Here is a 26,028-nt window from a genome sequence, read left to right as displayed (position 1 = left end):
TAGCCAGCGTGAACACATCGATAAACGTCAGACCCTCGATCGAAGATCAACATCTGACTGTGGAGGAGTGCGACGAACTCTCGCAAATCCTGATTCAAGACGCCGCAAGCATGCAGGATGGACCGCAAAGACGGAAGCTTTTGGAATTGGCGGAGTGTTACGGGGCCTTGGCGCGCCTTAAGAATCTGGTTCTTGGAAAGGTGTATTGATCGTGTGCCGGGTAGGCACGGTTTTCCCTTCCGAGCAAACCAATACTGACTTGTCTAATCGTCAAACAGTCGGTTTCGTCTCGCGCCATTGGAATTCTGAACAGCCCGAACGGTCCGGTGCGAGAGCAAAAAAAAGCTCGGGTCGTTTCTTCCGGTTCGTTGTCGGACACGGAAGTCCTTCTGCGCTGTTTGGGCCAGCGATCTTCGGGAGACCGTCAGGCTGATGGGGATAGCGACCTGGCAGGTCAATAAGGCTTTGATCGACGAAGTGCTATTGAGACGACATGGTCTCGACCCTCTGAATGGCTTCCACGCAACCCGCAGAGGCTGTCGATTTATTAGACAGCAGACAAGCGGCAATTCGACCTTGGCCGGGCACTATTTTTCCACACGTTCCGGTTATCTCGGCTTTGCACGCAATCACAGCGTCTTTCAGAACGTCTGCCGTTGTTTGCACACTTGTCGCGGCTTCCCCGAGTTCAAATGCGCATTTGGGGCTGATCTTGTCTTCATGGGCTTGCATGCAATAAATCATGCGCCCTTCACCAGGCGTCACCGATTTGCAGTATTTCTTGATTTCGCTTGCGCAGGCGCTCTCAAGCTTTGCCACCCTGGCGGTCAGCTTTTCCAAAAGGGCCTTTCCCACGTCGGTCTGCGCGGACGCGTTGCCAGCCGACGAAATGGCCAGGCACAGGAGAGCCCCACGGATGATGATTAATCTGACTGTCATTCTCATCGATACGTCCTCTGATGACTGGCTCCGAACCGCGCCATCGTTGAAATGGCTGCGGGCTCGTGATGAACACTGAGGGATGCTCCTTGTCTGTAATTCATTGCGCTAAGGAAAGCGTGAGGCTTGAAACTCCAAGCGACAAATTGATCCCGACCGAGCCCTCGAGGGAGAGCGGCTGCAAGGCGATCGAACGCCCCGTTCCGCCGAACAGCAGATTGGCGCCGACCCCGACGCCTACGCCAACGGCGCCACTCGCGCCCACATAAGTGCCGGATAGCGCTCCGCGTCGTGGACCTGCCGTGGGGGCAAAGACGCCCCAAGCCATCGCCCCGCCTGCCGTGATCCCGATATCGATACCGATAGTGCCCATTACGCCGAGATATGCTTCTTGCGGATAAGGGCCATTGGGTGCGAAGCGGCATGCCATCCGCTGGCGTGATCCAAAGATCAAGCCGATGGAAGGCGCCATTTTGCACGTGAGGGTACCCACGCTAACTCCGGGAGCCGGCTGCTGGGCAACCGAAGGTGATACGACCACTGCGGCGAGCCCCACGAGCAACAGCGTGAACAGACATTTGAGCATGACGAAATCCCGCGTTGCTGCAATTACTCGATGTGGGCTCAGCCAAGGGTCGAAGGCGATTCAGAACTTATAGCCAAGGCGAACCGTGACCTGGTTGTTGCTCAGCTCTTGCTTAAGCCCAATGATGCCAAGATTGAGAACCGGTATCGGATACACCAAGGATCTGGATTGATACTGTGAGTAGCGATACTCGAGGCCTGTGAACCAGTTGTTTGTGATGGCGTAGTCCACTCCGGCGCCGGCCGTCCAGCCCACCCGCGTGCCGTCGCCGCCGACCGAAATGCCGGTAAAAGGAATCGAGGTCTCGATGGATGCGAACGCCGCTCCACCCGTCACATAGAGCAGGGCGCGGTCGGCAGCGTAGCCGAGCCGGCCGCGTATCGAGCCGCCCCATTTGCTATGCGCCGTGAGGAAATCGCCGGTGATGGCGGTGTAGCGTATTACGCCGACCGTCCATCCCTGAAAATCGCCTTCCACGCCCAACACAAACTGACCCGCTTGGTAGTTATAGCCAGTGAGAATTCCATATGTCAGGCCATCCTTACGCGAGCCGGATGTGAGCAGGAATGGAGCCCCAAACAAATGTGCGCCGGTCGTGTATTGGGGGTTCGTTTGTATCCACCCCAGCTCTCCACCAACGTAGAAGCCTGTCCATGAAAACGCAGGCGCATAGGCGACCGGTGCGAGCGGCTCCAGTCGACTTGGGAGGTCGGCAGCAGATGCCGATGCGCTAACGGCGCCGGTCGTGGTGGCGAGGAGAGCGATACGTGACAAACGCCACATGAGCCGGTCCTTATGAGTTGAAGCCGCCAAGTTTTACCGACGGAATTCTGGAGGAGCATTCGGGGAAGCCGAGCGGCTGTCAGGATTGAGCGCCCGCGGCAAGGGGCGCCGAGCTCCGAAGGCAAGAGGGTCTGTTCTCGGAGGTGCGTCTTCAATAGCAAGGCGGGTAAGGGTAGTAGCCGCAGGCCGGAGGGGGCGGATAGGAACGATAATATGGGGCGGCATAAGCTGCCGCCCCATATTATGCGGCAGCCCCTACAGCGCCCGCGTACATTGCGCCGCGGAATGCTGAACGGCGAGCAACTCCGGCAAACGATAGCGGCGTCAGCGGTCGCCCGATAATATCGATGAAGATCGCTGCCGCTCCGTCGGCGCCGGCGAGATCACCTTCCAGCGTCTGCACGGTGAACGTCAGCTTGTCACCCTCGAGCTTCGGGCTCTTCAGCACCACGACTGCATCCTTCACTGAGCCGTCCTTCGCTAAAACGGACACTGTCGCATTGGGCGGGTTCTTGGCGAAGCTGTCCTCTCCTGCGCCCCATTCTGCAATCACGTCGGCGGTGGCCTGGTGACCGGCAGCTCGTATCGGGCGATCGGCGAAGATAATCGAGCTCGGCGTGACGCCAGTCAGAACCAAGTTATCTCCCTGCAGTGATGCACCGCGGGAGTTCATTACGAACAGGGACGGGACGATTTCGGGTTTGGCAGGCGCGCTGGGGGTGCCGATCGTTTTGATTGGGGACGATGATGGACCTGCCTGCCCAAATGCGCTGGCGATGCCTGTGAACGCGATGGAAACGCCCAAAAATCCTGCGAGCGCGGCGGTCTTGGTCTTGCTCGTCATATCGCCCCCTTATTCGTCAACGTTCTCGGACGTCTCGCTTCCAGAATTGTCGGAAGGCGTCCCGTTACTCGGGGCGACCATGGAAGAGCGTTGTGCGTTTGGCTATGCAATTCCGGCGACCGGAAAGGTAATTCTCTCTGCCGGCCAATTCTGACGCGGAATCTGGGGATGAAGGCTCTCGCAAGACCACGTGCTCCACATCGTGAAGCTTAAAAATTGCGGTCAAGAGCAATGTCATTTGAATCCGGCCGAGAGCCGCTCTTGCTTGGGCATGACGGCAATGGCCTCAATGATGCTATTTGAGGACTTGCTTTGCAGTAGACGATCACCTCATGCTCGAGCTCTTTTGATCTCGCTATATTGTAATGCTTCTTGGCGAGGCCGTTGTAGCATCCGCATATGCGGTGAGGTCCGTTTGCGCTTCGCATGCGAGTTTTCCGCCAAAAGCATTGTTGTCACGACAAGGAGCATCTTGCGCATTGTTGGCCTCTCTGAAGTGTTAAGGCAGTCCGGTTGTCGGCGTCGAGATCACAATAAAATGGCCTGTCTGCAACTCGGTTCGCTTCGTGGCATCGACCTACGCGGCCCAAGATCGCGTGCGACAGGACCGACTTGATCACCCTCACGGATGAGGAAGTTCATCAAAAAGTTCTGCTCCCTCAGAATTGGCCGGGTTGAGCAGGAGGGCTGGGCCAGTCTACGCGGAAGTTATTTGGGTTGCGCCGATCAAACAGATCCTGTCGAGCGACCATGCTAGATCTCACGCGCAGAGCGGACCGAGTATCGCGAATTGTCACGGTGCGTTCGTGCCCGTCTTTGGCGATGGCCACTGACGGCAGCGCATGTTCAAGGATGAGAATGATAGCCAGCGAGCGGGCGGTGATCATGAGCAATCCTACAATCCTGCAGTCGGCCATGGAGTGGTTGCTGTCCTCGCCTCCAAAGCGATCGTGCCTGGAGGTGGTTTATCGCAGTGGCTTGCCGCAGTCTGAAGTTCAACACTCAGGCGCGCTATGCAATTCCGGAGAAATTTAATTCATTCGATTTTGCGGCAGTTCCATGTGAACGCGCGCGTAGGGGAGACATATTTCGGAAAGGTTGAGCAATGTCGAGCTTCCTCCTTCATTGCTCGTAAACCCGTGTATTCCGAAGATTCGCCGAAACTGCATAGACGGTGAGCATCCAAGTCCATCAAGCTTTGACTAGACGGCTGCTGTCATCAATTGGCTTTTGGAGGTGAGCTATGAGGCGCAAATGTTGGCGCGCCATTGCCGGCGCGATACTGTGCGTGGCGCTGACTCTCAGCTGGCTGCCGCGCGCGTCTGCCCAAGATGACCCATTGCCGTCATGGAACGATACTTCGACTAAACAAGCCATCGTCGATTTCGTGCGTCGAGTTACGACGTCCGGAAGTTCCCAGTATGTGCCGCCCGCCGCACGTATCGCGACCTTCGACAACGATGGCACGCTTTGGGTTGAGCAACCAATGTATGTTCAATTGGTATTCGCCCTCGAGCGGGTAAAGGCTTTGGCGCCATTGCATCCGGAATGGCGATATACCGAGCCTTTCCAGTCGGTTCTTGAGGGCGACATGAAAGCACTGGCGGGGTTCAGCGAGCGGAGCCTCCTCGATCTGATCATGCAGACCCATGCCGGGATGACCACTGACGAGTTCTCGAAAATAGTAATGGATTGGCTCGGCTCCGCGCGCGATCCGCGCTTCCGGCGGCCATATACTGATCTGGTCTACCAGCCAATGCTTGAGTTGCTCTCTTACCTGCGGGCGAACGGCTTCAAGACCTTTATCGTCTCGGGCGGTGGAGTTGAGTTCATGCGTCCATGGACAGATAAGGTTTACGGGGTTCCTCCCGACCAGGTCGTAGGCTCATCCATCAAGACCAAATTCGAGATGCGCGACGGAATTCCTACGCTGTTTCGTTTGCCGGAGTTGAACTTCATCGACGATAAGGCGGGCAAGCCCGTCGGCATCAACGAAGCCGTAGGCCGCCGCCCAATTGCTGCATTCGGAAACTCAGACGGAGATCTCGAAATGCTTCAATGGACTACCATCAGCGACGGCTTGCGCTTTGGGGCTATCGTTCATCACACCGACGCAGTGCGCGAGTACGCCTACGATCGGCAGTCGCATTTCGGGCATCTCGACATTGCTTTGGACGCCGCTGCTACGAATAGGTGGACGGTGATCGATATGAAAAAAGACTGGAAAGTGATCTTTCCCTTCGATACGCGCTGAAAACACTGCTGGTTCATTCTATCTGCACTGCATTCTATCTGCACTTCATTCGGCATCAGGCGCGATTGCAGCCACGAACGTCAAATTGGCGATGGCCCCGGCCGTTGGGTGTAATTCGCCGGCCCGGTAGCGCTTCCGGCATGGCGGCCAAGCCCGTCCGATCGAGCGATTAGAAGGAAAGTAGAAGGCGCGTTGGGAGGCGAAGGCCTCGGCGGCTTTGCGGCCCTACTTCGTCACGAGATGCCGGGTCGCTTTCGCATCAATTGCCGCAGTTGGGGAAATTGCAAACGTCAGCCAGGTATTCCAACCAGATGGCCGGTTGGCCGCATTGAATTCCCCATACGCCTTAATGTTTAAGTACCCCTGCATGTCGCCGACGGGAAAGATGTATCCCAATTGGGGCCCCACGCCGAGAACGCGGGATCTGAAGCCACCAAGCAGTGGATGACCGCCAGTATCATCTGAGACTTGCTGATAGGCGTAGCCAACGAAGCCCACAAAAGCCTGTTTCGTAAGAAATTGGGCTGTGCTCCAGTCGAAATGAAAATCGATCCCGCTTTGAACCTGAGTGTCGGGGTTCTTGAAATTGTAGGTAAACCCTGCAACTCCGGAAATCGTCACGCCGGAAGCCGGGTTCAGATAGGTGTAGCCGCCGCCGGCATCGATCGCGCCGTGGCCGATACCAAGGTTCGCGATGCGACTTGGATCGTAAGCGCCGACGGGAATGTCGCCCGTTATATACGTCATGTAATTGTTGACACCCGAATTCCATTTGAGCGTGATCATCGGATAGAGGTCGCCGACAGACGTGATTGAATCTCCGATACTCCCCATCCGGGTTGCCGCAAATCCTCCCACGTTAGCTGTCAATGTTCCGTCAATGGTCGCGGCTGACCGGCCGAATATGCCGGTTACTCCCATCGCCAACTGACCACCAAGGACCGGCGTGCCGAAAGTGTAGGTTGGGTTGAGCAACAAGAGATCGGCTTGCGCATTCAGGCTCGCGTTGAGGCTGACATTGACAGTCGGTGCCAATCTGCCGACCTGAATCTCTCTTGCCGCAGCGACGGAGCCGGAGGCTGCAACACTCGTGTGGTAGTAGACGGTTCCCATTGACCAGCCCGGCGCGCCCTGCGGGACTGCCGGCAGACTGCTGACCTGGCCAGGCAGCCAGAACGAAATGCCGCTTTCGTCGGCGCGGGACTGTTGGCTCGTGAGGATCAGCATCGCACAGATCGCACCGGTACCGAGCTGGAAGTCCCTGATCGAACGATCACGCCGCATCTGCCCGCTCCTCGATACATGCTTATCCTATGCTATCTGCGGTTCGGCCTTAAGCTATGCAAAATCGGCAAAAACAACAAACTGTGCGTGGTTGATGTACCGGCGCAACACTCGGAGTAAAGCGCGAGTCGCGTAGCGGAGCTCTCAGGGCACCAAAAAGTCGCGACGAAGCACAATCGGCTTCCGAAGCTGCATAGGCAGGTCGTTGCCAATCTACCATGCTGTAGCCCGGCTGGGCTCGCGGCGGTGGCGGCCATCTCGAACGAGACGATTCGGATGATCCAGAACGGAACGGCGATCTTCGTTAGTCCCGATGCCTACGGTGCGGCGATTGGAGCAGAAAAGGTCGAGCTTTTTGTAACAGGTGATGGAGAGTTCAAGGGGCAATTGACCCACTTGAAAATTGGTCGCCTGCACGTGCTGAGAGGAAGAGAGAACCTTCCCCGCATCGCCTTTATCGCCTTGCCGTCGGCCCATGTGCATATCTCGTTTTCGACAAGCCGGACGCGGAGCATGGTCTATTGCGGCGTGGCCTTGAACTTCGGCGACCTGGTGTTCCATTCCCTTGAACAGCGAGCACACCAGCGCACGACTGGAGGAGCCGAGTGGTGCCTTATATCTCTGCCGCCAGACGAGCTTACCGCATGCAGCAGAAGGTTGATCGGCGAAAGTATCAGAGTGCCATCAGAATCCTGTGACGTCATGCCTGCACACGACGCCACCGCAGCGTTTCTTGCCATCGTTTCGAAGCTGTGCGATCTCGCTGAACTGGTGGGAGAAGTATTCTCAACAGCGGGCGCCGCCTCGCTTGAGCGCGAGTTGCTCAGCGCGCTTGTCAAATGCCTGTCGATCAAGAATGGGGGTAGACCCTCGAACTCCAGGCGGCGCCACTCGGACATTATGGTTGGTTTCGAGGACTGCTTGGCTCGACAAAAAGAGCCTCATTTGAATCTGTCGGAGCTCTGCACCACAATCGGGGTGCCGGAGCGCACCTTGCGACTTTGCTGCGCCGAATTTCTGGGCGTTAGTCCAAGCCGTTACTACCTGTTGCAGCGATTGAATAGGGCGCGATCAGCATTGCGTTGCGCCGATCCGGCATCAGCCAGTGTTTCAGAGATTGCGCGAAATCATCACTTTACCGAACTCGGGCGCTTCGCGGTGGCTTACCGCGACGTCTTCGGAGAGACGCCGTCATCAACGTTGCGCCGCGTCTCCAGCAAGGAGGAGTAATTCAAGCGCTGTGCCGAATTCGCATAGCGCGATCGAAGAAACTTCGGACAGACTAACCTCCACGGAGAGCGGAGCCCTGTGAGTGGGGCAGCTCCTCTTCGCTTCTGCACCCCACAGACTTCGAGAAGTCTGCCGATCAAGTATCGTGACAGCTAGGAGCCGGAGTTATGAAGATCACTAGAAACTTCAAACGTATGCTGGTGTCAGCAACCGCCTTGGCGGCAGTCAGTCTGCCGGTAATCTCCCTGCCTGCCTTCGCACAGGCACCAGCCGGAAAGCCCAACATCCTCTTCATCATGGGCGACGACATTGGACTATACCAGCCAAGCATTTATCATCGCGGATTGATGGTTGGCGAGACACCCAATATCGACCGCATCGGCAACGAGGGTGCGATCTTCACGCATTACTATGCCGAGCAAAGTTGCACGGCCGGAAGGAACGCTTTCTTCACTGGAATGCATCCGTTGCGCACAGGTATGATTCCTCCGCAGTTGCCTGGCAGCCCGTCCTATCTACGACCCGGCACACCGGCACTCGCAAAATTCCTGCTGGATCTCGGCTATAATACCGGCGAATTTGGCAAAAACCATCTCGGCGACCATACCGATGCATTGCCGACCGCGCATGGATTTCAGGAATTCTGGGGCTATTTGTATCATCTCGACGCGATGCAAGGCGTGAGCTTCCCGGACCTCAACAAGTCTCCTACTCAACAGACCGTTGCTCCGCCGTGCAAGAACACGCCGATACCTGGGTTGCAGGAGGTAAATGGTGCGGTTGATCCGAAAACGTCACCAGTTTGCCTGACACCGCCGCGACCAGTCTTGTCGTGCAAATCGTCCGATGGCACCGCAAAGAACATGACGTGCAGCGATCAAGGTCCCCTGACGCTTGAGCGCTCGAAGAGCGTCGACGAGGAAATCTCGGCGAAGGTCGTTGACTTCCTCGATCGCAATGACCCGAAGAAAACCAACAAACCCTTCTTCGCCTGGTACAATCCGGCACGCATGCACATTACGACCGTGCTGAATGAGAAGTACGCGGGCATGATTGGCGAAGCCGGCGGCAAGGATTGGGGCCTTAACGAGGCCGGCATGAAGCAGCTGGATGATAACATCGGCACTGTGCTTAAGAAGCTCGAGGACATGGGCCAGCTCGACAATACGATCGTCGTGTTCACGACCGACAATGGCGCCGAAACCATCACCTTCCCGGACGGCGGCACTACCCCATTCAAGGGCGGCAAGCTTAGCACTTGGGAAGGCGGCATGCGTGCACCTGCACTTATCCGTTGGCCGGGAGTGATCAAGCCAGGCACGATCAAGAACGATATTTTTGCGTCGCTGGATTGGATGCCGACGCTTATCAATATTGCGGGCGGCGCCAAGGGTGATGGTTTGAAGAAGCGCATCGAGGCCGGGCAATATCCCGGCATCGTCAAGACGACCTTGGATGGCGTCGATCAGACCGAGTACCTCTCCGGACGTTCGGAAAAGTCTGCGCGCGACACATTCTTCTACTATTCCGGCAAGGACCCCTCGGCGGTTCGGTACAAGAACTGGAAGATCTACTTCACGATGGTATCTGACGCTCCATCCGGCTTTATTGCTGGCGCGCTTCCCTACCACTGGGCACAGGTCGTCAATATCAAGCGAGATCCGTTCGAGACGTCGATCGGTGCGCAGTTCAAGACCCTCATGGGCCAGGGTGGCACGATCGGCTCACCTTCGACGGCCTACGTTTACGACTGGAACATGTTGCCCATCGGTCAGACGCTGTGGCTGAAGGAATTGGAGACCTACGTCGAATATCCGCCGCTCCAGGATCCTGCAAGCTACAACCTCGACCAGGTTATCCAGCAGCTCAAGCAGGCCAAGACTGCTGGACGGAGCGATTAGCGAACGGTTAGTGCTCGATTGAAACACAATTAGCGGCCGGCCGCGAAGGGCCGGCCGCATGTTCCAGAAATTCCAGGAATCACAGGACGTAGAATGGGCTTCAGCAAGATCATCCGACCAAGCCTGATCGCACTCACCACCTTGGCCGCCGTCAACACTTCTGTTCGAGCGCAACAGCCGCAGAAGCCCAACATTCTCGTTATTATGGCTGACGACATCGGTTACTGGAATATCAGTGCTTACAACCGAGGTATGATGGGATATCGGACGCCCAACATCGATCGTATCGCCAACGAGGGCGCAATTTTCACCGACTATTATGGGCAACAGTCCTGTACAGCCGGTCGTGCTGCTTTCATCACCGGGCAGAGCCCGCTCCGCACGGGCCTTTTGAAAGTTGGGCTGCCTGCAGCCAAGGAAGGGCTCTCCGCGAAAGATCCAACGATCGCGGAGCTCTTGAAACCGCAGGGTTACGCAACCGCACAATTCGGCAAGAACCATCTAGGTGACCGCAACGAATTTCTGCCGACCGTGCACGGCTTCGATGAGTTTTTTGGAAATCTTTATCATCTAAATGCCGAGGATGAACCAGAGCATGCGGATTATCCGGCTAATCCATCGTTCCGGGCGAAATTCGGTCCGCGCGGAGTCATGAAGTGTTTTGCTACGGCAACTGCGACGCCCGGCGACGATCCCCGATTTGGACCTCTTGGCAAACAGCAGTGTGAGGACACCGGTCCTCTTACCAAGAAGCGCATGGAGACGATTGATGAGGAATTTCTAAAGGCATCGACAGATTTCATCGATCGCGCCAATCGGGACAAGAAACCGTTCTTCGTTTGGTTCAATCCCAGCCGCATGCATATCTGGACGCGCCTTAAGAAGGAATCGCAAGGCAAGACGGGTTTGGGCATCTACCCCGATGGTATGGTCGAACACGACGGGCAGGTCGGCCAGTTGCTGAAGAAACTCGACGATCTCGGCATTTCTAACAACACGATCGTCGTCTACACGACCGACAATGGCGCTGAAACTTTCAGCTGGCCTGATGGTGGAACCACGCCGTTCAAAGGCGAGAAGAACACCAATTGGGAGGGCGGCTACCGGGTCCCCGCGATGATCCGTTGGCCCGGCTTCGTCCCGGCGAAAACGGAAATCAACGAGATTTTCTCCGCCGAGGATTGGGCGATGACACTGATCGCTGCGGCCGGCGAGCCCGCCATCAAGGAAAAGCTGCTTCAAGGCTATGAGGCGGCGGGCCAAAACTTCAAGGTTCATCTTGACGGCTATGACCAGCGCGACCTGCTGGCGGGAAAAGGTCCCGACAAACGTCGGGAATTCTTTTACTGGACCGATGACGGCGACCTCGCCGGGCTCCGCTTCGAGCAATGGAAAGCAGTCTTTCTCGAGCAGAAGGCCGAAGGTTTCAGCGTTTGGCAACAACCGATGATTCAGCTCCGCCTTCCCATGCTGTTCAACTTGCGCTCCGATCCGTTCGAGCGGGCCCAACATGAATCCGGCGACTATGTCCGATGGTTTATCGAGCATGCGTTCGTGGTCATGCCCGCGCAGCTAGTTGTCGGGCAGCATCTGGCGACTTTCGCGCAATTTCCGCCTCGGCAACGACCTGGTTCGTTCTCTGTCGAACAGGCGATGGAGAAGCTGAGGCTGCCGCCGGCCAACAACTAGCAAATCTCGGGAGCTTAGGTCATGACCAACATCGCCGTCCTGCCACAGCAGTCCAGCATCTGGTGGGTTTTCCTCCTGCAAGGGTTTGCCGGCGTCATCCTAGGCCTTATGCTTGTCACCCAACCCAGCGCGACGATCCTCGCGCTCACAACGTTTTTGGGATTTTACTGGCTCATAACGGGCTTGCTTGCGTTCGTCCAAGTTTTTATCGATCGCTCAACGCCATGGATATGGTCGTTGCTCAGCGGAGTGGTTGGCGTTCTCGCAGGTCTTTTCGTTCTGCGACACCCGCTCGTTGCTGCCCTGACTGTGCCGACGGTGCTGGTGCTCATTCTCGGCGTTCAAGGACTTCTCATGGGCACTCTGCAGATCATTGCCGGCCTCAAGGGTGGCGGCATCGGGCCGCTTATCTTGGGAGCGATCAACGGCCTGGTCGGTCTTCTGCTACTAGGGTCTCCCATCGCAGCCGCATTGGCCGTGCCGGTTGTCTTTGGTGCGCTGCTCCTCATTCAGGGAGCGGGATTGGTAATCCTGGCCTTTCGAGTTCGTAGCTAAGGCTTTCTTTTCTCTTCGGGGTTTACGGATTTTGCCGAATTCGCATAGTGCGCACGGCGCAGGGTGCGCATTCTGCTGCTGAAGTGACCGTCAAGACGGAAGTCACATGAATTCTGCCCGCCAGTCTGATCTCAGGCGCCCCCTTGAAGACCCGCCGCATCCAGAGATGGTGCGCGTACCAGGCGGTACGTTTCGGATGGGCTCGGACAAGCATTATCCGGAAGAAGCTCCCGCCCACCGCGTCACCGTGGACGGTTTTTGGATGGACCGGACCCCTGTAACCAATCGCCAGTTCCGCGACTTTATCAACGCGACCGGCTACGTCACCTTCGCCCAGATAACTCCTGAAGCGAAGGATTATCCGAACGCATTGCCGCAGATGCTCAAAGCTGGCTCCCTTGTCTTCACTCCGCCCAAAGAGGCGGTGGATCTGCGTTACTGGGGTGAGTGGTGGACCTTCGACTTCGGCGCCAACTGGCGGCGGCCGTACGGACGCCACAGCAATATCCGTGGCCTCGAAGATCATCCCGTCGTCCACGTCGCATTACGCGACGTGGACGCATACGCAAAATGGGCCGGGAAGGATCTGCCAACCGAAGCCGAGTGGGAATTCGCCGCGCGAGGCGGATTGAGCGAGGCGGAGTTCGCGTGGGGAGACGAACTGACGCCTGCTGGCAAACACATGGCAAACACCTGGCAGGGTAACTTCCCGCATGAGAACCTTTTAGCCGATGGCTTCGAACGTACCTCGCCGGTGACCGCGTTTCCACCGAATGGCTACGGCCTCTACGACATGATTGGGAATGTCTGGGAGTGGACGGCCGATTGGTATTCGCCGAAGCACGACGCCGATGCGCCGAAGGCTTGTTGCATTCCGCAGAATCCCCGCGGCGGCGCCGAAGACGAAAGCTACGACCCACGTACCCCAAACATCAGCATTCCCCGGAGAGTGCTTAAGGGAGGCTCGCATCTGTGCGCGCCGAACTACTGCCGACGGTATCGCCCGGCAGCCCGTCACGCCGAGCCGATCGATACTTCGGCGAGCCATGTTGGATTCCGGTGTATCTCCAGGACGAAATCCTGATGTAAAAGGCCGTTGCCTAGCTTGCCATCTGCCGATGTCTCAGATGCTTCTCGATGTAAGCGCTATTGCAACGCTCGTGTCGGTTCATCTTAGCGTTCTCGACGAGCAAAATGTTTCTCGGTCTAGGTATTTTCCAGTGTGCTGCCTCCCTTGTAGAGGGAGGCTAACGTTTTTAGCGTGTGGCGGCGCTCAGGTTGATCCCTCGGCCGCCAACAGTGCGGTGTCGCATTCGTCCTTGGCTCTTAGCTGACATGCCGCGACTGTCGAGGTTGAGTCCAAAACGCATATGCGTGCATTCGAAGCGGCTGCCGTTTGTGCATAGTCGATCGCTGGAAACACAGTCAAAGTGCGGCGTCGGCATCAGCGTGTCGGATCGCAAGATCTGATGTGCCCTGCGCGATATTCGTTGGGTTGAGTTAAAGCCCGTTAGCCACCGCGAACAGGAAAAAGGACTGTCATGAGCGACAAAAAGGCGTCCGAGAAGTCAGAGCTCTCTAGCGGGCCGAGCAGCGCAGGATTGAAACGCCGCGAGTTGCTGTTGAGCGGCAGCTCTCTGGTCGCGGCCTCCGCACTCGCAGCCGTCGGGTTGACGAACCCTGCCCAGGCGCAGCAGGCAACGACAGCGCCCGCAGCTGCGTCTGCCGGACAGAAGCCCAACATCGTCGTCATCATGGGCGACGACATCGGCATCTGGAATCTTGGCGCTTATCACCGCGGCATGATGGCCGGCCGGACTCCGAATTTGGACAAGATCGCCGCCGAGGGCATGCTGTTCACCGACTACTACGCCGAGGCGAGTTGTACGGCCGGCCGCGCCAACTTCATCACTGGCGAGCTGCCGATCCGCACCGGTATGACTACGGTTGGGCAAGCCGGCGCTCCCACTGGTCTGCCGGCTCAGGCGGTAACGATCGCTCAGGCGCTAAAAGGAATGGGCTACGCGACCGGCCAATTCGGGAAAAATCATCTCGGTGATAAGAACGAGTTCTTGCCAACCGTTCACGGCTTCGACGAATTCTTCGGCTACCTCTATCATCTCGACGCGATGGAAGATCCAGCTCATCCCGCCTATCCGCAGGATTTGCTGAACACCGTCGGTCCGCGGAACATGATTCATTCATATGCCACCAGCGTTGACGACGCGACGGTAGATCCACGCTGGGGCAGGGTAGGCAAGCAAAAGATCGAGGACGCCGGAACGCTCTATCCGAAGCGAATGGAAACTGTGGACGACGAAATTCGCGACTTCTCGCTGGCTTTCATCGATAAGGCCAAGGCTGAGAACAAGCCGTTTTTCCTGTGGCTCAACCCGACCCGCATGCACATCGTCACCCATCTGTCGCCGAAATATCAGGCGTTACGCAACTCCAAGAACGGCTGGACGATCCATGAAGCCGGCATGGCGCAACTCGACGATGACGTCGGTATCGTTATGAAGAAGCTCAAGGACATGGGGGTCGACGACAACACCATCGTCATCTTCACGACCGACAACGGCACCGAAGTGTTCACCTGGCCTGACGGCGGACAGACGCCTTTCGCGCAGAGCAAAGGCACGGTGATGGAAGGCGGCTTCCGCGCGCCAGCAATGATCCGGTGGCCCGGCAAAGTGCCGGCGGGCAGGGTGGAAAATGGCATGATCTCCGGCCTCGACTGGTTCCCGACACTTCTTGCAGCCGCGGGCAATCCCAACATTGCGGAAGAATTGAAGAAGGGAAAACAGATCGGCGACGCCACGTTCAAATGCCATCTCGATGGTTACAACCAGATGGATATGATCACCGGTCAGGGGCCGTCGAAAAGGCACGAGATCTGGTACTTCGGCGAAAGCGAACTCGGCGCGGTTCGCATCGATGACTACAAGTTTCGTTTCATCGACCAGCCCGGGGGCTGGCTGGGTGACAAAAGCAAGCCCGACGTACCCTACATAACCAACCTCCGCCTCGATCCGTTTGAGCGCACGGGCTGGCCGAACAATGGGACCAAGGAGGGCGCGCAGCAATATTTCGATTGGTTCAAATACGAATTCTGGCGCTTCGTATTTGTCCAACAACAGGTTGAAAAGCTGGCGATGACTGCGATCGAGTTTCCGCCGATGCAGAAGGGCGCGAGTTTTAATCTTGAGGCTGTGAAAGCGAAGATCGCTGCCGCCCAAGCAGCGATCGCCAAGTAAATTGAGCTTCGTTAACTAACTTGTACGGGTGCCCCCGATAGCGAGGCACCCGTCGTTTTTTTGATTAAGCTAATCACCTGCGGGCGTCCTGTGGCAGAACGGGTTGGTCCACAACATGCGTATTTGGCCTTTCGAGCGGAGGTCTGTTTACGACGTTGATCCGGACGTCGCACGACTTGCTCAACGATCCAGCGGGCCTAAGCGGGATCGACATTCATCGTGAGCTTATGATCGAGTTCTGAGCGTCGTCTTGTCTTCACCGGTGTCGTCCTGTGGCGCACGATGCAGGCTGGCGAAGGGGCTGCCAAGTACTTCATTGCACGCAACCGAGAAAAGACGCTGCTTCCCGACTCGTGGGTGGTAGCATCTGTGCAACTGGTGACGACGCGCGCCTTCGGACAAGATGTCTGCTCGTCTCAGTCATCAGCGAGAGAGGGGGAGGGAATGGAACAAGCTGGGCTGAACAAAGCTCATGGCCAGTACACTTTGTACGTCCGGGTTTGGTCTGTCCGTTCCTCTGGATATGTAGCCAGTCCAAGGAAAACCCGGTAGCAATCCTAGACCTAAAAAAGGCGAGCAGTCCGCGCCGGATACGGCAAAGCGCTGTCAGACGCTCCGTCCGCGCGTCGCTCAAGAGCGCTGATCCCGAATCTGTGCAGACTGCATCTGCTCACCGTGCACTAAGCCGAAGCTCTCGCTCATTCACATGCTTGCACGGCGCCTGGGATGAATGATTCTGCCACGTGATCCCTTGAGCCCAAGCGCCAAGGCTGGGGAGAACCCGATCCGCAGGAAATGGTTCCCTGACCGACTTTGTGAATGTCAGGCAAATTTCTAAGCAATAACAAGGTACTAGGCCGCTGCCCATGTTCAGCAAAAAGTGATATTTGTGCAACATCCGTCCAAAAACGCGCCATTCCGACCTCATCCGAGGCACTCTGTCATTGATTGATCGGAGGTCTTTGCCTCATATCGTGAGTGCGACGGAGGGGGGCATCCCGAGGTCGTCCCGTCTTAGGTGGTTCGCTTAAGTAGACCATCGTTACGAGGATGCGTTGATTTCCAACGTCTTTTCGCGGGTAGCTCAACGGCCTTTGTACGAGGGATTGTACGGGGCTTCAACTTGGAGGTTTAACATGAAGTTCAAGGGCCTTTTGCTCGGTTCCGCGGCAGCTCTGCTCGCCGTTGGTGGAGCACAAGCGGCTGATCTTCCCGTAAAGGCCAAGGCGGTCGAATACGTGAAGATCTGTTCGCTCTATGGTGCTGGGTTCTACTACATCCCGGGCACTGACACCTGCATCAAGCTGGGTGGTTACCTGCGCGCTGAAGTCGCGCTGGGCACCAACAGCGTCTACGGCATTTCCAACGGGTCTCCCGGTGGTGCGCGTAACCGCCTGAGCAACTACTACACTTGGCGCGCTCGTGAAGATCTCAACATCGACACGCGTACTGCCACCGAATACGGCGTCGTTCGCACGTTCTTCGATGCGACCTTCTCCTGGACCACCGGCAGCTATCAGGGCACCGGCTCCGGCTTCGGCGGCACTGCCTATTCCAGCACGGTGGCCATCAATAACGCTGGTGCGACCCCGGCGCTGGTTGGCACGACGATCAACCCGACCGACGGTGGTACCTCGGGCGGCTCGCTCGGCGTGTACTATGCCTTCATCCAGTTCGCTGGGTTCACGATGGGTAAGGCCGTGTCGCAGTTCGACGCGCCCTGGACCAACTATCCTGGTAACAACATCGACAGCCTCGTCGGCGGCAGCGGCACGGTCACTGGTGTCAACCAGTTCACCTACACCGCTGACTTCGGTCAGGGCATCACGGCGTCGTTCTCGGCGGAAGATAGGGCGGCTTACTATGATGCCGGCAACCTCAATCTGAGCAGCATCGGTGCGCCTGGTGGTGCGGGTGCTATCGCCGGGCTTACCCTTGGTGCGGTGGGTGCCAACGCCATCGGCGGTACGCGTTCTCCGAACCTCGTCGGTATGGTGCGTGTCGACCAGGCTTGGGGTCTGTTCCAGGCGTCGGTTGCTGCGCATGACAACCACGTTGCCTACTACGGTGCGACCGAGCCGACTGGCCACCCCGACGACAAGTGGGGTTGGGCGGTTCAACTCGCTCTGTCGATCAAGAACATCCCGACTGGTGCGGGTGACGTGATCAACATTTCGGGCGTCTACACGGACGGCGCGACCCGCTACAACTTCCAGAACCTGGCGGGTAGCTCGTACGTCATGTACGGCACCTCGGGCGCCGGTGCTTACGGCAGCGTCGCTGCTGTGAGCGCTCCGGACACCGTGTTTATCAATGGCGGCCAGCAGGAGTCCATCAAGACTTGGGGCTTCCGCGGTGCCTACACCCACAACTGGGATCCATACTGGAACACCGCAATCTACGGTGCTTACGCTGCAGCTCAGTTTGGCGGCGGTGCCAAGACCTTCCTCTGCGGTCCCACCGGTGTCTTCACGGCGGTCGCAGGGTTGACCTCGTGTAACCCGGACTTCAACGTCGGTCAGGTGGGCTTGATCACCCGCTGGACCCCGGTCAAGAACCTGACGTTCTCGGCTGACTTCAACTGGACGCACGTCGACCAGAAGTACGCTGGCGTCGTGGCCGCGGGAAGCAACTTCGCGGTTGCCAAGCCGGCCGCATTCTACGAGCTGAAGGATCAGGACTCGCTGACCCTGCTGCTCCGCGCTCAGCGGAACTGGTAAGTTTGGCACTAAGGACCTAACCTCCAAGAGCCCTCGGCGGGAAACTGCCGGGGGTTTTTGCGTTCGGTGGCAGTGACGAGGTCTCGCTGAGGGGCATCAGGCTGAGCAGGACAGCTAAGCCTGCTCTCCCCGCAGCGCGGTGAGCCGAATCGTCTCTCGACGATTTCTAGGCTAAGCGTCTCGTCGAGCCAAAAAGATGTTGCCTTGTCAGTCGCTTGTGACTTCATCATAGTGGTAAAAGAGACTTTGAAACGGCCATTGGCCTCAACTCAGGTAGTTGAGATGCCCCTGTAGATGGCGCCGTCCCACAAACGCAGCTCGTAGAATCGTCCTTTGACGTCGCGTCGAACAGCTGCATCCGCCAGACGATTCCCCGGAGTAGACCCGCTGCTTGAAAGCGTGAGCTGCGTCACGATCTTTCTGAGACTTAGGGCGATGGAGTAACGAGTGACGTAAAGGTCGCCGTCGTCACCCAAGCGGACGATGTCTCCAACCAGATTTCGAAGCTCGTCCTTCCGCGAGGGCTCGGCTGAGTCCAGGAGCGCAGGGTGGGCCAAAAACTGCCAAACGTTTGCTTCGAAATCTTGGTAGGACCATGCCGTCCGCGTGCACCCGTTTTCATCGAGCACCTTCGCACAGACCAGGCTCTTGTAAGGGTTACATCCAAAGGCTCTCGGCAGAAAACTGCTGGGGGTTTTTCCATTGGTGCCCCGCAGATTAGGACAACCTAAGATTGCGTTCCCTGCAGCGCGGTTGAGCCGAAACGTCTCTCGACGATTTCTAGGCTACGCGTCTCGGCCTGGGCTGGGCCGGCCATGATGATTGTGGAATGCGGGTGGAACGAACGTAGGAACGCCGGTCGCTTCGACCCAAAAAGATGTTGCCTTGTCGGTCGCTTGTGACTTCATCATAGTGATAGAAGAGACCTCGAAACGGCCGTAGGCCTCAACTCAGCTCGTTGAGATGCCCCTGTAGATGTCACCGTCCCACAAACGCAGCTCGTAGAATCGTCCTTTGACGTCGCGTCGAACGGCTGCATTCGCCAGACGATTCCCGGGGGTAGACCCGCTGCTTGAAAGCGTAAGCCGCGTCACGATCTTTCTGAGACTTAGGGCGATGGAGTAACGAAGGACGTAAGGGTCGCCATCGTCGCCCAAGCGGACGATGTCTCCAACGAGATTTCGAAGCTCGTCCTTCCGCGAAGGCTCCGCTGCTTCCAGAAGCGCAGGGTGGGCCAAAAACTGTAAAACGTTTGCTTCGAAATCTTGGTAGGACCATGCCGTTCTCGTGCAGCCGCCTTCGTCGAGCACCTTCGCACAGGCTAGGCTCTTATAAGGGTGACTACTAAGAAACCGGACTTCGCTCCCGCAGTATGCGCATGTGGCAAGTCCATCGAACAGGTTTGCTAGATCATTTCCCTTTTCGCCCGCGGCCGGTCATCAAATTTTGTTGGCGGGCGGCCTGAGCTTTTTGGAAGGTATCTTCGTCTATCACGGCGGGATAGTAGTCCGGCACGGGCGGACCCGTCGGAATCCCCTTGCTTCGCCCGCCGGCATAACTCTTCGGCTGATACTCCCCTAAGACCGCGCGGTTGCGGAGCATGCTATCTATCGTGGTGTGGTCCCATTTGAGCGATGATCCGAACGGAGGGATGCCCTGCTTCTCGAGAAAGTTGGTTATTGCGTAGCTGCCCAACCCGCCAATCGAAAGTTCAAAGATCTTTCGAATTATCTCGGCTCGATCCTCGAGATAGACGAAGCTCCTGCGGTCCTCGCTCAGTTCGAGCCAGCTAGGACACGCGGAAATTTTCTTGCTTTGTGTGATCGTCATAGGGGGACGCCGTTCTCCATCGTCAATTTTATGTCGAGAGCAGAAAGTCGGGCGAAATGTGGCCGGGCGCAAGCCTTATCAAACTGGTTCCGATCGCTAGTGCAAAATGTGGCGTCTGGCCGAGCCGAGCGCCATTGGGAGCCTTTGCACAAGTATGATGCGATCGGACGTCTCAGCCGAAACTGCATAGTGGGTGGCGAAAATACCAATCACGATCCAGAACAGCCCAGCTGGGTGCGGGGGAGAACCGGATGCGTGTTAATTACCAGATCCAGAGCAACCATCAGCGGACATTGCTTTCTGACGCGGGCTGCGCGTCATGACTGTAGCGAGTACGCCGCGGTGGAGCTGGGCTTGGCCCGCGATGGCGTGGCTGCTGCTCGCGATGGCCCCCTTCATCGGTACCTGGGTCATCGTCGGTGGACTCGCCGGAGCCGTGTTGCTGGGTACCGTTTTTGCAGCCGTTTACCATGCCGAGGTGGTTGCCCACCGTGTTGGTGAGCCGTATGGAACACTTGTTCTTGCCTTGGCTGTAACAGTAATTGAAACGGCCCTGATCGTTTCGGTTATGGTCGCCGCGCCGGCCGAAAAAGCGGCGTTAGCTCGTGACACGGTCTTTGCTGCCGTCATGATCGTGTGCAATGGCATCGTAGGCGCGTGTCTATTGTGGGGCGGCATTCGTCACCACGAACAGGGATTCCAGGCTCAGGGTGCGAGTGCGGCGATGGCGGTTCTCGTCGCGCTCACCGGCCTAACGATGATTCTTCCGAATCTCGCGGCACAGGAACTCGGCCCCCTGTACAACACGCCGCAACTCATCTTCGCCGGCCTTGTATCGCTAGTGCTGTACTTCGCATTTGTCTTCATCCAGACGGTACGCCACCGTCATTATTTTCTGCCGGTCAAGCCACCAAGCAACGACGACCATGTCGCGCTGCCCGACAATAGAGCGACCGCGCTAAGCGCAGGGCTTCTCCTGGTTTCGCTTGCCGCCGTGGTCGCTCTCGGCAAGATTCTGACGCCTTCGATCGAACGGGGAATCAGTTATCTCCACGTGCCGGAATCAGTCGTCGGCATCATCATCGCTCTGCTGGTTCTGCTGCCGGAAGCGGGAGCAGCAATCAAAGCGGCGCGAAACAACAGATTGCAAACCAGCTTGAACTTAGCGCTCGGCTCGGCGCTCGCCACGATCGGTCTCACGATCCCTGCGGTAGCGGCAGTTTCAATTGCGCTCGGATACCGTCTGGAGCTTGGGCTGGATGCGAAGGAGCAGGGGCTTCTCGCCCTGACTCTGCTTCTCGGTGTGATCACTCTCGGCACGGGGCGAACAACCGTGCTTCAGGGAATCGTGCATCTCGTCATGTTCGCGGCGTATTTATTTTTTGCCGTTGTGCCATGATGAAACGCAATCCTTCCGGACTATCATCCATTCGATCATTGCAGAGACGCGTCTTCGTCGCGGCTTGGCAGGGGAAGAATCAATAGGACTTGGAATGTTGGCTGACACTCATTCGCCTGTCCTTCTGGTTCTGGTCATGGCCGTCGCCGGACCTTTGCTTGCTGAGCTTCCGATCGGATTTCGCATTCCAGCGGTAGTGCTTGAAGTCGTGTTAGGCGTCATCATCGGCCCGCAAGTTCTTGGCTGGGTGCGATTCGACGGCGTCTTGGCCTCTATGTTCGCCTTCGGAATGGCGGCTACGCTCTTCATGGCGGGCATGGAGCTCGAGTTCGAAAGAATTCGCGGACGGCCCTTGTTGCTTGCGATGGGCGGGTGGGGAATGTCAGTCTTGCTTGCGGTGTCAGCGGCAGCCATCCTTCGTGCGAGTTCGCTCCATGATCCTATGATCTTGGCATTGGCTCTTGCCACAACCGCGCTGGGTACGCTGCTACCCATTTTGCGTGATGCAAATCAACTCGACACACCGTTCGGGCGTTTTTTTATCGCCGCAGGGACAATGGGCGAACTAGGACCGATTGTCGCAATGTCGTTGCTGCTTAGCCAGCAGTACACGACTGTCCAGGAGTTTGGTTTCCTGGTGGCATTCCTTGTGGTCGTAGTTTTGGCGGCCGCAATCAGCTTGGGGCTACGTCCGCCCCGTGTTGTCGCCCTCCTGGCTCGCTCGCTGCATGGGAGCTCCCAGCTTCCAGTTCGCATTACTCTGCTACTGTTTGCCGCCTTCTTCGTTCTGTCGGAGCGCTTCGGGTTCGAGAGCATATTGGGAGCCTTTGCTGCGGGATTGGTCGTGGGGCTGGGTACACAAGGGCCGGACGGAAAAGCACCGCGGATGAAAATTGATGCCATCTTCTTCGGGTGGTTCATCCCGTTCTTTTTCGTCGGCACGGGTATAAAATTCGATCTCGCGTCAATAACCGGTAGCGTCGTCACGATGTTGCTAATACCGGTCGCGCTCGTGCTTTTTCTGCTGGTGCGAGGCGCGCCGGTATTTCTGTATCGCAGGGATCTGAAGCCCGCAGAACGGATACCGTTTGCGCTTTACAGTTCGGTCGCCTCGCTTTCATTGGTCGTGGTCATCACCGAGATCGCCGTTCGTGCAAAAACCATGAGCCAGCAGATGGGCTCCGTGCTGGTGGGAGCTGCAGTTTTGTCGGTGTTGCTGTTCCCGACCATCGCCGGGCAGCTTCTTCATAGGCGGCCCGACGAGCCGCCCAGGCGCCGGTAAAGGCTTGCACCGGCGATTTGACCAGCGACGATGTGAACCCGTCGGCATTGCGCTGCGGATGCCGGGCATCGAGGTGACAGCGCTGCAGCCACATGCTGAATGAATAGCCGCGGCTCTTCTTCATGCATTTCTGCGCCGAGGACCATGCCATCTATTCGCTGAAGACCTGAGCGGCGCTCCACGAGGTCGCGAATACAATGCGCCGATGCAAGGGAAGGAACCGCACGGGATATCGAAAAGAGCAAAAAAGAGGTGTGTTCGCGTGATGGTTCGCAGAGGAGCTTGTTGCTTTTAATGTCTCGAACGCTCGCCTTCAGCTGACGCTGGCAAAAAATGCGCCAATGATCCCACCTACTCGATCCATAGGCGGAATATTCGGGTATGTTCGTAGGGACACAAAGCTTGGGCGATCACGATGACAGCAAGCCAACTCGGCGAACTGAGAACGTTTTTCTTCGATGTCCTGCCCTTCTAGTTGAGATCGGAACGTTTCTGCTATGCATTCGTGTGCCGGAGGCACTTGGGGAAGAGTGTCCGACTACTCCTCAGTAATTCTTCGAGATGCTCATCCGACCGTTAATCTTGGAGGTCTGTATGGACGTATCACCCCCCGACAGAGCTCGTGGCGGAAAACGGTGGACTGGCGGCGACGATACCAGGCGTCTTGAGCTGGCTTCTCAGGGCAAGTCTATTGTGAACTCGCATGTACAATGCAGCGCAGCTACTCCAGCGTTCAGAGCCGACTGCGCACTTTGATCAACCAATCGGGTCGTGCCAACTGCCCACGTCCTCGCTCGGAACCAAAGCGGTTTCCGGCGGTCGATCTCTCCTGCGGCGCGCTTTCCCAAGCATCCCACGAAGTCTTGTCCACTTTATGGTTCGATATCAAAGGGCACCATAGCATCATAAGGCGATCGGAACCCTCGCTGCTTAAACCGGAAGTGGAATTGTTTTTGGGTGCAGTGATACGGGAGGCACTAATTTGCCTGCCACCAGACAGCCCCCCGACGTGGAAGAGATTGTCACTGTCTCGAATACGCGCGAATGATGCCGGGGTAGATTCTGGCGTAGCGAGAAACCTGATAAGCGCCCTTCACTATCATGGTTTTTTGGACTTATTTGTCGGATATGTAGGTTACAGTGGGTCCTTCCAATTGGACATCCATGCCGCTCGATTCGGCCGCTCCGCGCTCCTGAGGGCAACTCGAAAGACGCTGGAAGCCAGTGCACGGCGCGGAATAAATCTGAACAATCTTTATACGCATTTCCCAAGTCTTCGTTAAGGGGCTTTGATAATCGTCGACTTGGAGCACAGGCTCGCGACCATCGCGCTGACGATCCTGCCACGGGCTCAGATTGTTAAGAGCCGCGCGTATCCACAAGGGGACCCGGTGATCACGCTTCTACGTTCAGCGTGCATTTACTTTCACTACGAGCGATGCGGCGTGCGAATGGCCCATTAACAAACTCGATCGATGCGCTATGTTGTGCTGTTCAGAAACCGTGTGCGCCGCCAAGTCGTACGCATCCGGTGACGACCCCTGGTTGGGTCGCCTTGGGCATATAGGTGATTTTGCGCTCAAGCAGCGTGGGCGATGCTCTTGGGGCTCCAATTCCAGGGCAGAAGTTCGTGGATGCGCTTGGCGGGATGATCCGGCAGGCGGGCCAGCACATCGGCGAGCCAAGCCTGAGGATCGATGTCGTTGAGCTTCGTGGCGACGAGGGTGTAGATCGCAGCCGCACGCCGGCCGCCCTCATCGGAGCCGGCGAAGGTCCAATTTCTTCTGCCCACGGCGACAGCCCGCAGCTCGCGCTCGGCGGCATTGTTCGACATGCACAGGCGCCCGTCATCGAGGAAGCGAGCAAATGCATGCCAGCGGCTGAGACAGTAATTGATTGCCTTCGCCGTATCGTTGCTCCTGGAGAGCTTGGCGCGCTGTTCGCGTAACCACGCCTGCAACTCGACGATCAGAGGGCGGCTACGCTGCTGGCGCACGCGCGGCGCTGCTGCGGAGCAAGCCCGTTGATCTCACGTTCAATGGCGAACAGGACATCGATGCGTTTGACAGCTTCGGCCGCAATCGGTGCCTTGCTGAGCCGTGCGAGATCAAAGAACTTGCGCCTGCCATGCGCCCAGCATGCGGCCTCGACGATTTGGTCTCCTTTGCGATTGGGCTCGTAGGGCGTGCTGAACCCGGCGTAGAGGTCGGCCTGCATCAGTCCGGCATACCCGGTCAAATGCTGCTCCGGATGCTCACCGCCACGATCGGGCGAGTAGAAGAACACGGCCGCCGGCGGATCGGGGTCGGCGAACGGGCGGTCGTCGCGCACATAGGTCCAAAGCCGGCCTTGCCCTTGGCCAGGACTGGTGCTGTCGTATCGTTCCGCGTGGATACGCTCGGCCGCAGACATGGCTCACGACCCGGGGAGCAGTCACTCTGGGGTCACGGGTCTTTAGGGTCGCTGAGACTACCTCAAACTCGGTCCTAGGAATGATGAAAGGCACCTCGACGGTGACATGCTCGTTGACGGGTTTCTGCTGCTGGGTCCTGGAATCCCGCTTATTGAACACCCACTCGCCAATATAGACGGTGTTGGTAGAATCCCGTGGACGGTCGCGACGCCGAAGCGGGCACCGCGACGGGTGCGGTAGCCGCGCTCGTTGAGCCAGGAGGTTGGTTCTTCACGCCCAGCGGTCCAGACATGCTGTCGCCCTGGCGATACAAGCGGAAGATTAACTTGATCGTCTCGGCCCTCCACGGGGTCGATGGTCAGCTTCGTCTTGATACGGGCGCCTCTTTTGTCGACCTCGATGGTCTTCTATCCGAGCGGGATGGGCGAGCCGTTGTAGAAACCCTGACGAGCATTCTCGACCATGGCCTTCCGGACGTGTTTGCCGTTCTCGCGGGACTGGTACTCGTCGAACAAACCGATGATCTGCCGCATCATGACTTGCGCAGGATCATCGCCCAGCTCCTGGGTGATGGAAACGAGCCGCACGCCCGCCTTCGTAAGCTTGCGGATGTACATTTCCATGGTGAAGCCATCGCGAAAGAAGCGGCTGAACGAGTAGGCAACGATGACGTCATAGGGATGATCATCGTCGCAGGCGCGCTCAATCATCTTCTGAAATCGGGGCGATTGTCATCGGTTGCCGTTGCACCCTGTTCGACGAACTGCGCTACCAATCTCCTACCCTTGCGGTCGCAAAAGGCCTCGACTGCGCGAATTTGACTCGGAATCGTGAGTTCGGCTTCTGTCTGTCGGGCCCGAAAATACCCGCAGGCACGCAGCCCGACATCCTCAAGGATAGAATTCGGCTCGTGATGCCCACTTGATTTCTTCATCTTAGTCTTACACCTACTTTGGATGGAGAATTGTGGCATCTGTTGAAGCCAAAGAAAAGCCCATGGTTATCGCGGATCGCGGGAGCGCTTTACTGCGAAATGTCGATACGCATACTCCTTAGGGGGCC

Annotated in this window: 17 protein-coding genes and 2 pseudogenes; 10 read left to right on the top strand and 9 right to left on the bottom strand. The window is 57.4% G+C overall.

The features are described 5' to 3' along the window. Window positions 1-480: 480 nt before the first annotated feature. The 5 genes from GWG67_RS06720 to GWG67_RS06700 all read right to left on the bottom strand — a co-directional run bounded on the left by GWG67_RS06720 (window position 481) and on the right by GWG67_RS06700 (window position 4,039). Window positions 481-945, bottom strand: a complete 465-nt coding sequence (locus tag GWG67_RS06720) for a cysteine rich repeat-containing protein (protein ID WP_275168326.1) — start codon at window positions 943-945, stop codon at window positions 481-483. A 94-nt stretch (window positions 946-1,039) separates the two neighbouring features. Beyond that, on the bottom strand, window positions 1,040-1,525 hold the full coding sequence (locus GWG67_RS06715) for a DUF992 domain-containing protein (protein ID WP_275168325.1): 486 nt from the start codon (window positions 1,523-1,525) through the stop codon (window positions 1,040-1,042). A gap of 60 nt (window positions 1,526-1,585) precedes the next feature. Then, entirely contained in the window at window positions 1,586-2,308 is a 723-nt protein-coding gene (locus GWG67_RS06710) for an outer membrane protein (protein ID WP_275168324.1), read from the bottom strand. A gap of 241 nt (window positions 2,309-2,549) precedes the next feature. After that, entirely contained in the window at window positions 2,550-3,152 is a 603-nt protein-coding gene (locus GWG67_RS06705; RefSeq protein ID WP_342761024.1) for a hypothetical protein, read from the bottom strand. Window positions 3,153-3,811: 659 nt separating this feature from the next. Next, on the bottom strand, window positions 3,812-4,039 hold the full coding sequence (locus tag GWG67_RS06700; RefSeq protein ID WP_275168323.1) for a hypothetical protein: 228 nt from the start codon (window positions 4,037-4,039) through the stop codon (window positions 3,812-3,814). A gap of 401 nt (window positions 4,040-4,440) precedes the next feature. Between GWG67_RS06700 and GWG67_RS06695 the strand changes: the two genes are divergently transcribed. After that, complete coding sequence (locus GWG67_RS06695) at window positions 4,441-5,406, top strand: HAD family phosphatase (protein ID WP_275168322.1); 966 nt, start codon at window positions 4,441-4,443, stop codon at window positions 5,404-5,406. A 225-nt stretch (window positions 5,407-5,631) separates the two neighbouring features. Here the strand turns inward: GWG67_RS06695 and GWG67_RS06690 are convergent, their stop codons facing one another. Continuing rightward, complete coding sequence (locus tag GWG67_RS06690) at window positions 5,632-6,633, bottom strand: transporter (protein ID WP_275168412.1); 1,002 nt, start codon at window positions 6,631-6,633, stop codon at window positions 5,632-5,634. Window positions 6,634-6,966: 333 nt separating this feature from the next. Here GWG67_RS06690 and GWG67_RS06685 point away from each other — a divergent pair, with 333 nt between their 5' ends. The 7 genes from GWG67_RS06685 to GWG67_RS06655 all read left to right on the top strand — a co-directional run bounded on the left by GWG67_RS06685 (window position 6,967) and on the right by GWG67_RS06655 (window position 18,042). Further along, window positions 6,967-7,920 carry a helix-turn-helix domain-containing protein gene (locus GWG67_RS06685; protein ID WP_275168321.1) on the top strand — a complete coding sequence of 318 codons (954 nt, stop codon included), beginning with the start codon at window positions 6,967-6,969 and terminating at the stop codon, window positions 7,918-7,920. A 167-nt stretch (window positions 7,921-8,087) separates the two neighbouring features. Next, complete coding sequence (locus tag GWG67_RS06680) at window positions 8,088-9,821, top strand: arylsulfatase (protein WP_275168320.1); 1,734 nt, start codon at window positions 8,088-8,090, stop codon at window positions 9,819-9,821. A 93-nt stretch (window positions 9,822-9,914) separates the two neighbouring features. Next, on the top strand, window positions 9,915-11,510 hold the full coding sequence (locus GWG67_RS06675; RefSeq protein ID WP_275168319.1) for an arylsulfatase: 1,596 nt from the start codon (window positions 9,915-9,917) through the stop codon (window positions 11,508-11,510). 21 nt (window positions 11,511-11,531) lie between these two features. Continuing rightward, the gene (locus GWG67_RS06670) at window positions 11,532-12,065 is read left to right on the top strand and encodes an HdeD family acid-resistance protein (protein WP_275168318.1); all 534 of its coding nucleotides are present in this window, start codon (window positions 11,532-11,534) and stop codon (window positions 12,063-12,065) included. 106 nt (window positions 12,066-12,171) lie between these two features. Further along, complete coding sequence (locus GWG67_RS06665; RefSeq protein ID WP_275168317.1) at window positions 12,172-13,149, top strand: formylglycine-generating enzyme family protein; 978 nt, start codon at window positions 12,172-12,174, stop codon at window positions 13,147-13,149. Window positions 13,150-13,606: 457 nt separating this feature from the next. Next, the gene (locus GWG67_RS06660; RefSeq protein WP_275168316.1) at window positions 13,607-15,322 is read left to right on the top strand and encodes an arylsulfatase; all 1,716 of its coding nucleotides are present in this window, start codon (window positions 13,607-13,609) and stop codon (window positions 15,320-15,322) included. Window positions 15,323-16,458: 1,136 nt separating this feature from the next. Next, window positions 16,459-18,042, top strand: a complete 1,584-nt coding sequence (locus GWG67_RS06655; protein WP_275168315.1) for a porin — start codon at window positions 16,459-16,461, stop codon at window positions 18,040-18,042. 1,410 nt (window positions 18,043-19,452) lie between these two features. Here the strand turns inward: GWG67_RS06655 and GWG67_RS06650 are convergent. Then, the gene (locus tag GWG67_RS06650; RefSeq protein ID WP_275168314.1) at window positions 19,453-19,872 is read right to left on the bottom strand and encodes a recombinase family protein; all 420 of its coding nucleotides are present in this window, start codon (window positions 19,870-19,872) and stop codon (window positions 19,453-19,455) included. A gap of 364 nt (window positions 19,873-20,236) precedes the next feature. On the opposite strand from GWG67_RS06650, the gene GWG67_RS06645 reads away from it, so the two are divergent. Both GWG67_RS06645 and GWG67_RS06640 read left to right on the top strand, forming a co-directional pair. Beyond that, window positions 20,237-21,271 (top strand): calcium:proton antiporter, encoded by a 1,035-nt coding sequence (locus GWG67_RS06645; protein ID WP_275168313.1) that lies wholly within the window; start codon window positions 20,237-20,239, stop codon window positions 21,269-21,271. A 94-nt stretch (window positions 21,272-21,365) separates the two neighbouring features. After that, complete coding sequence (locus GWG67_RS06640; protein ID WP_275168312.1) at window positions 21,366-22,553, top strand: cation:proton antiporter; 1,188 nt, start codon at window positions 21,366-21,368, stop codon at window positions 22,551-22,553. Between the two features lie 1,579 nt (window positions 22,554-24,132). Here GWG67_RS06640 and GWG67_RS06635 read toward each other — a convergent pair. Further along, window positions 24,133-25,125, bottom strand: a pseudogene (locus GWG67_RS06635) (IS66 family transposase). Window positions 25,126-25,373: 248 nt separating this feature from the next. Continuing rightward, window positions 25,374-25,900: pseudogene (locus tag GWG67_RS06630) on the bottom strand (recombinase family protein). Window positions 25,901-26,028: the final 128 nt, after the last annotated feature.

Source organism: Bradyrhizobium sp. CSS354 (genome assembly GCF_029051725.1).
In the GTDB taxonomy this organism is placed as follows: Bacteria; Pseudomonadota; Alphaproteobacteria; order Rhizobiales; family Xanthobacteraceae; genus Bradyrhizobium.
The sequence above is the reverse complement of the archived record's forward strand: the minus strand, read 5'-3'. Positions and strand labels throughout refer to the sequence as shown.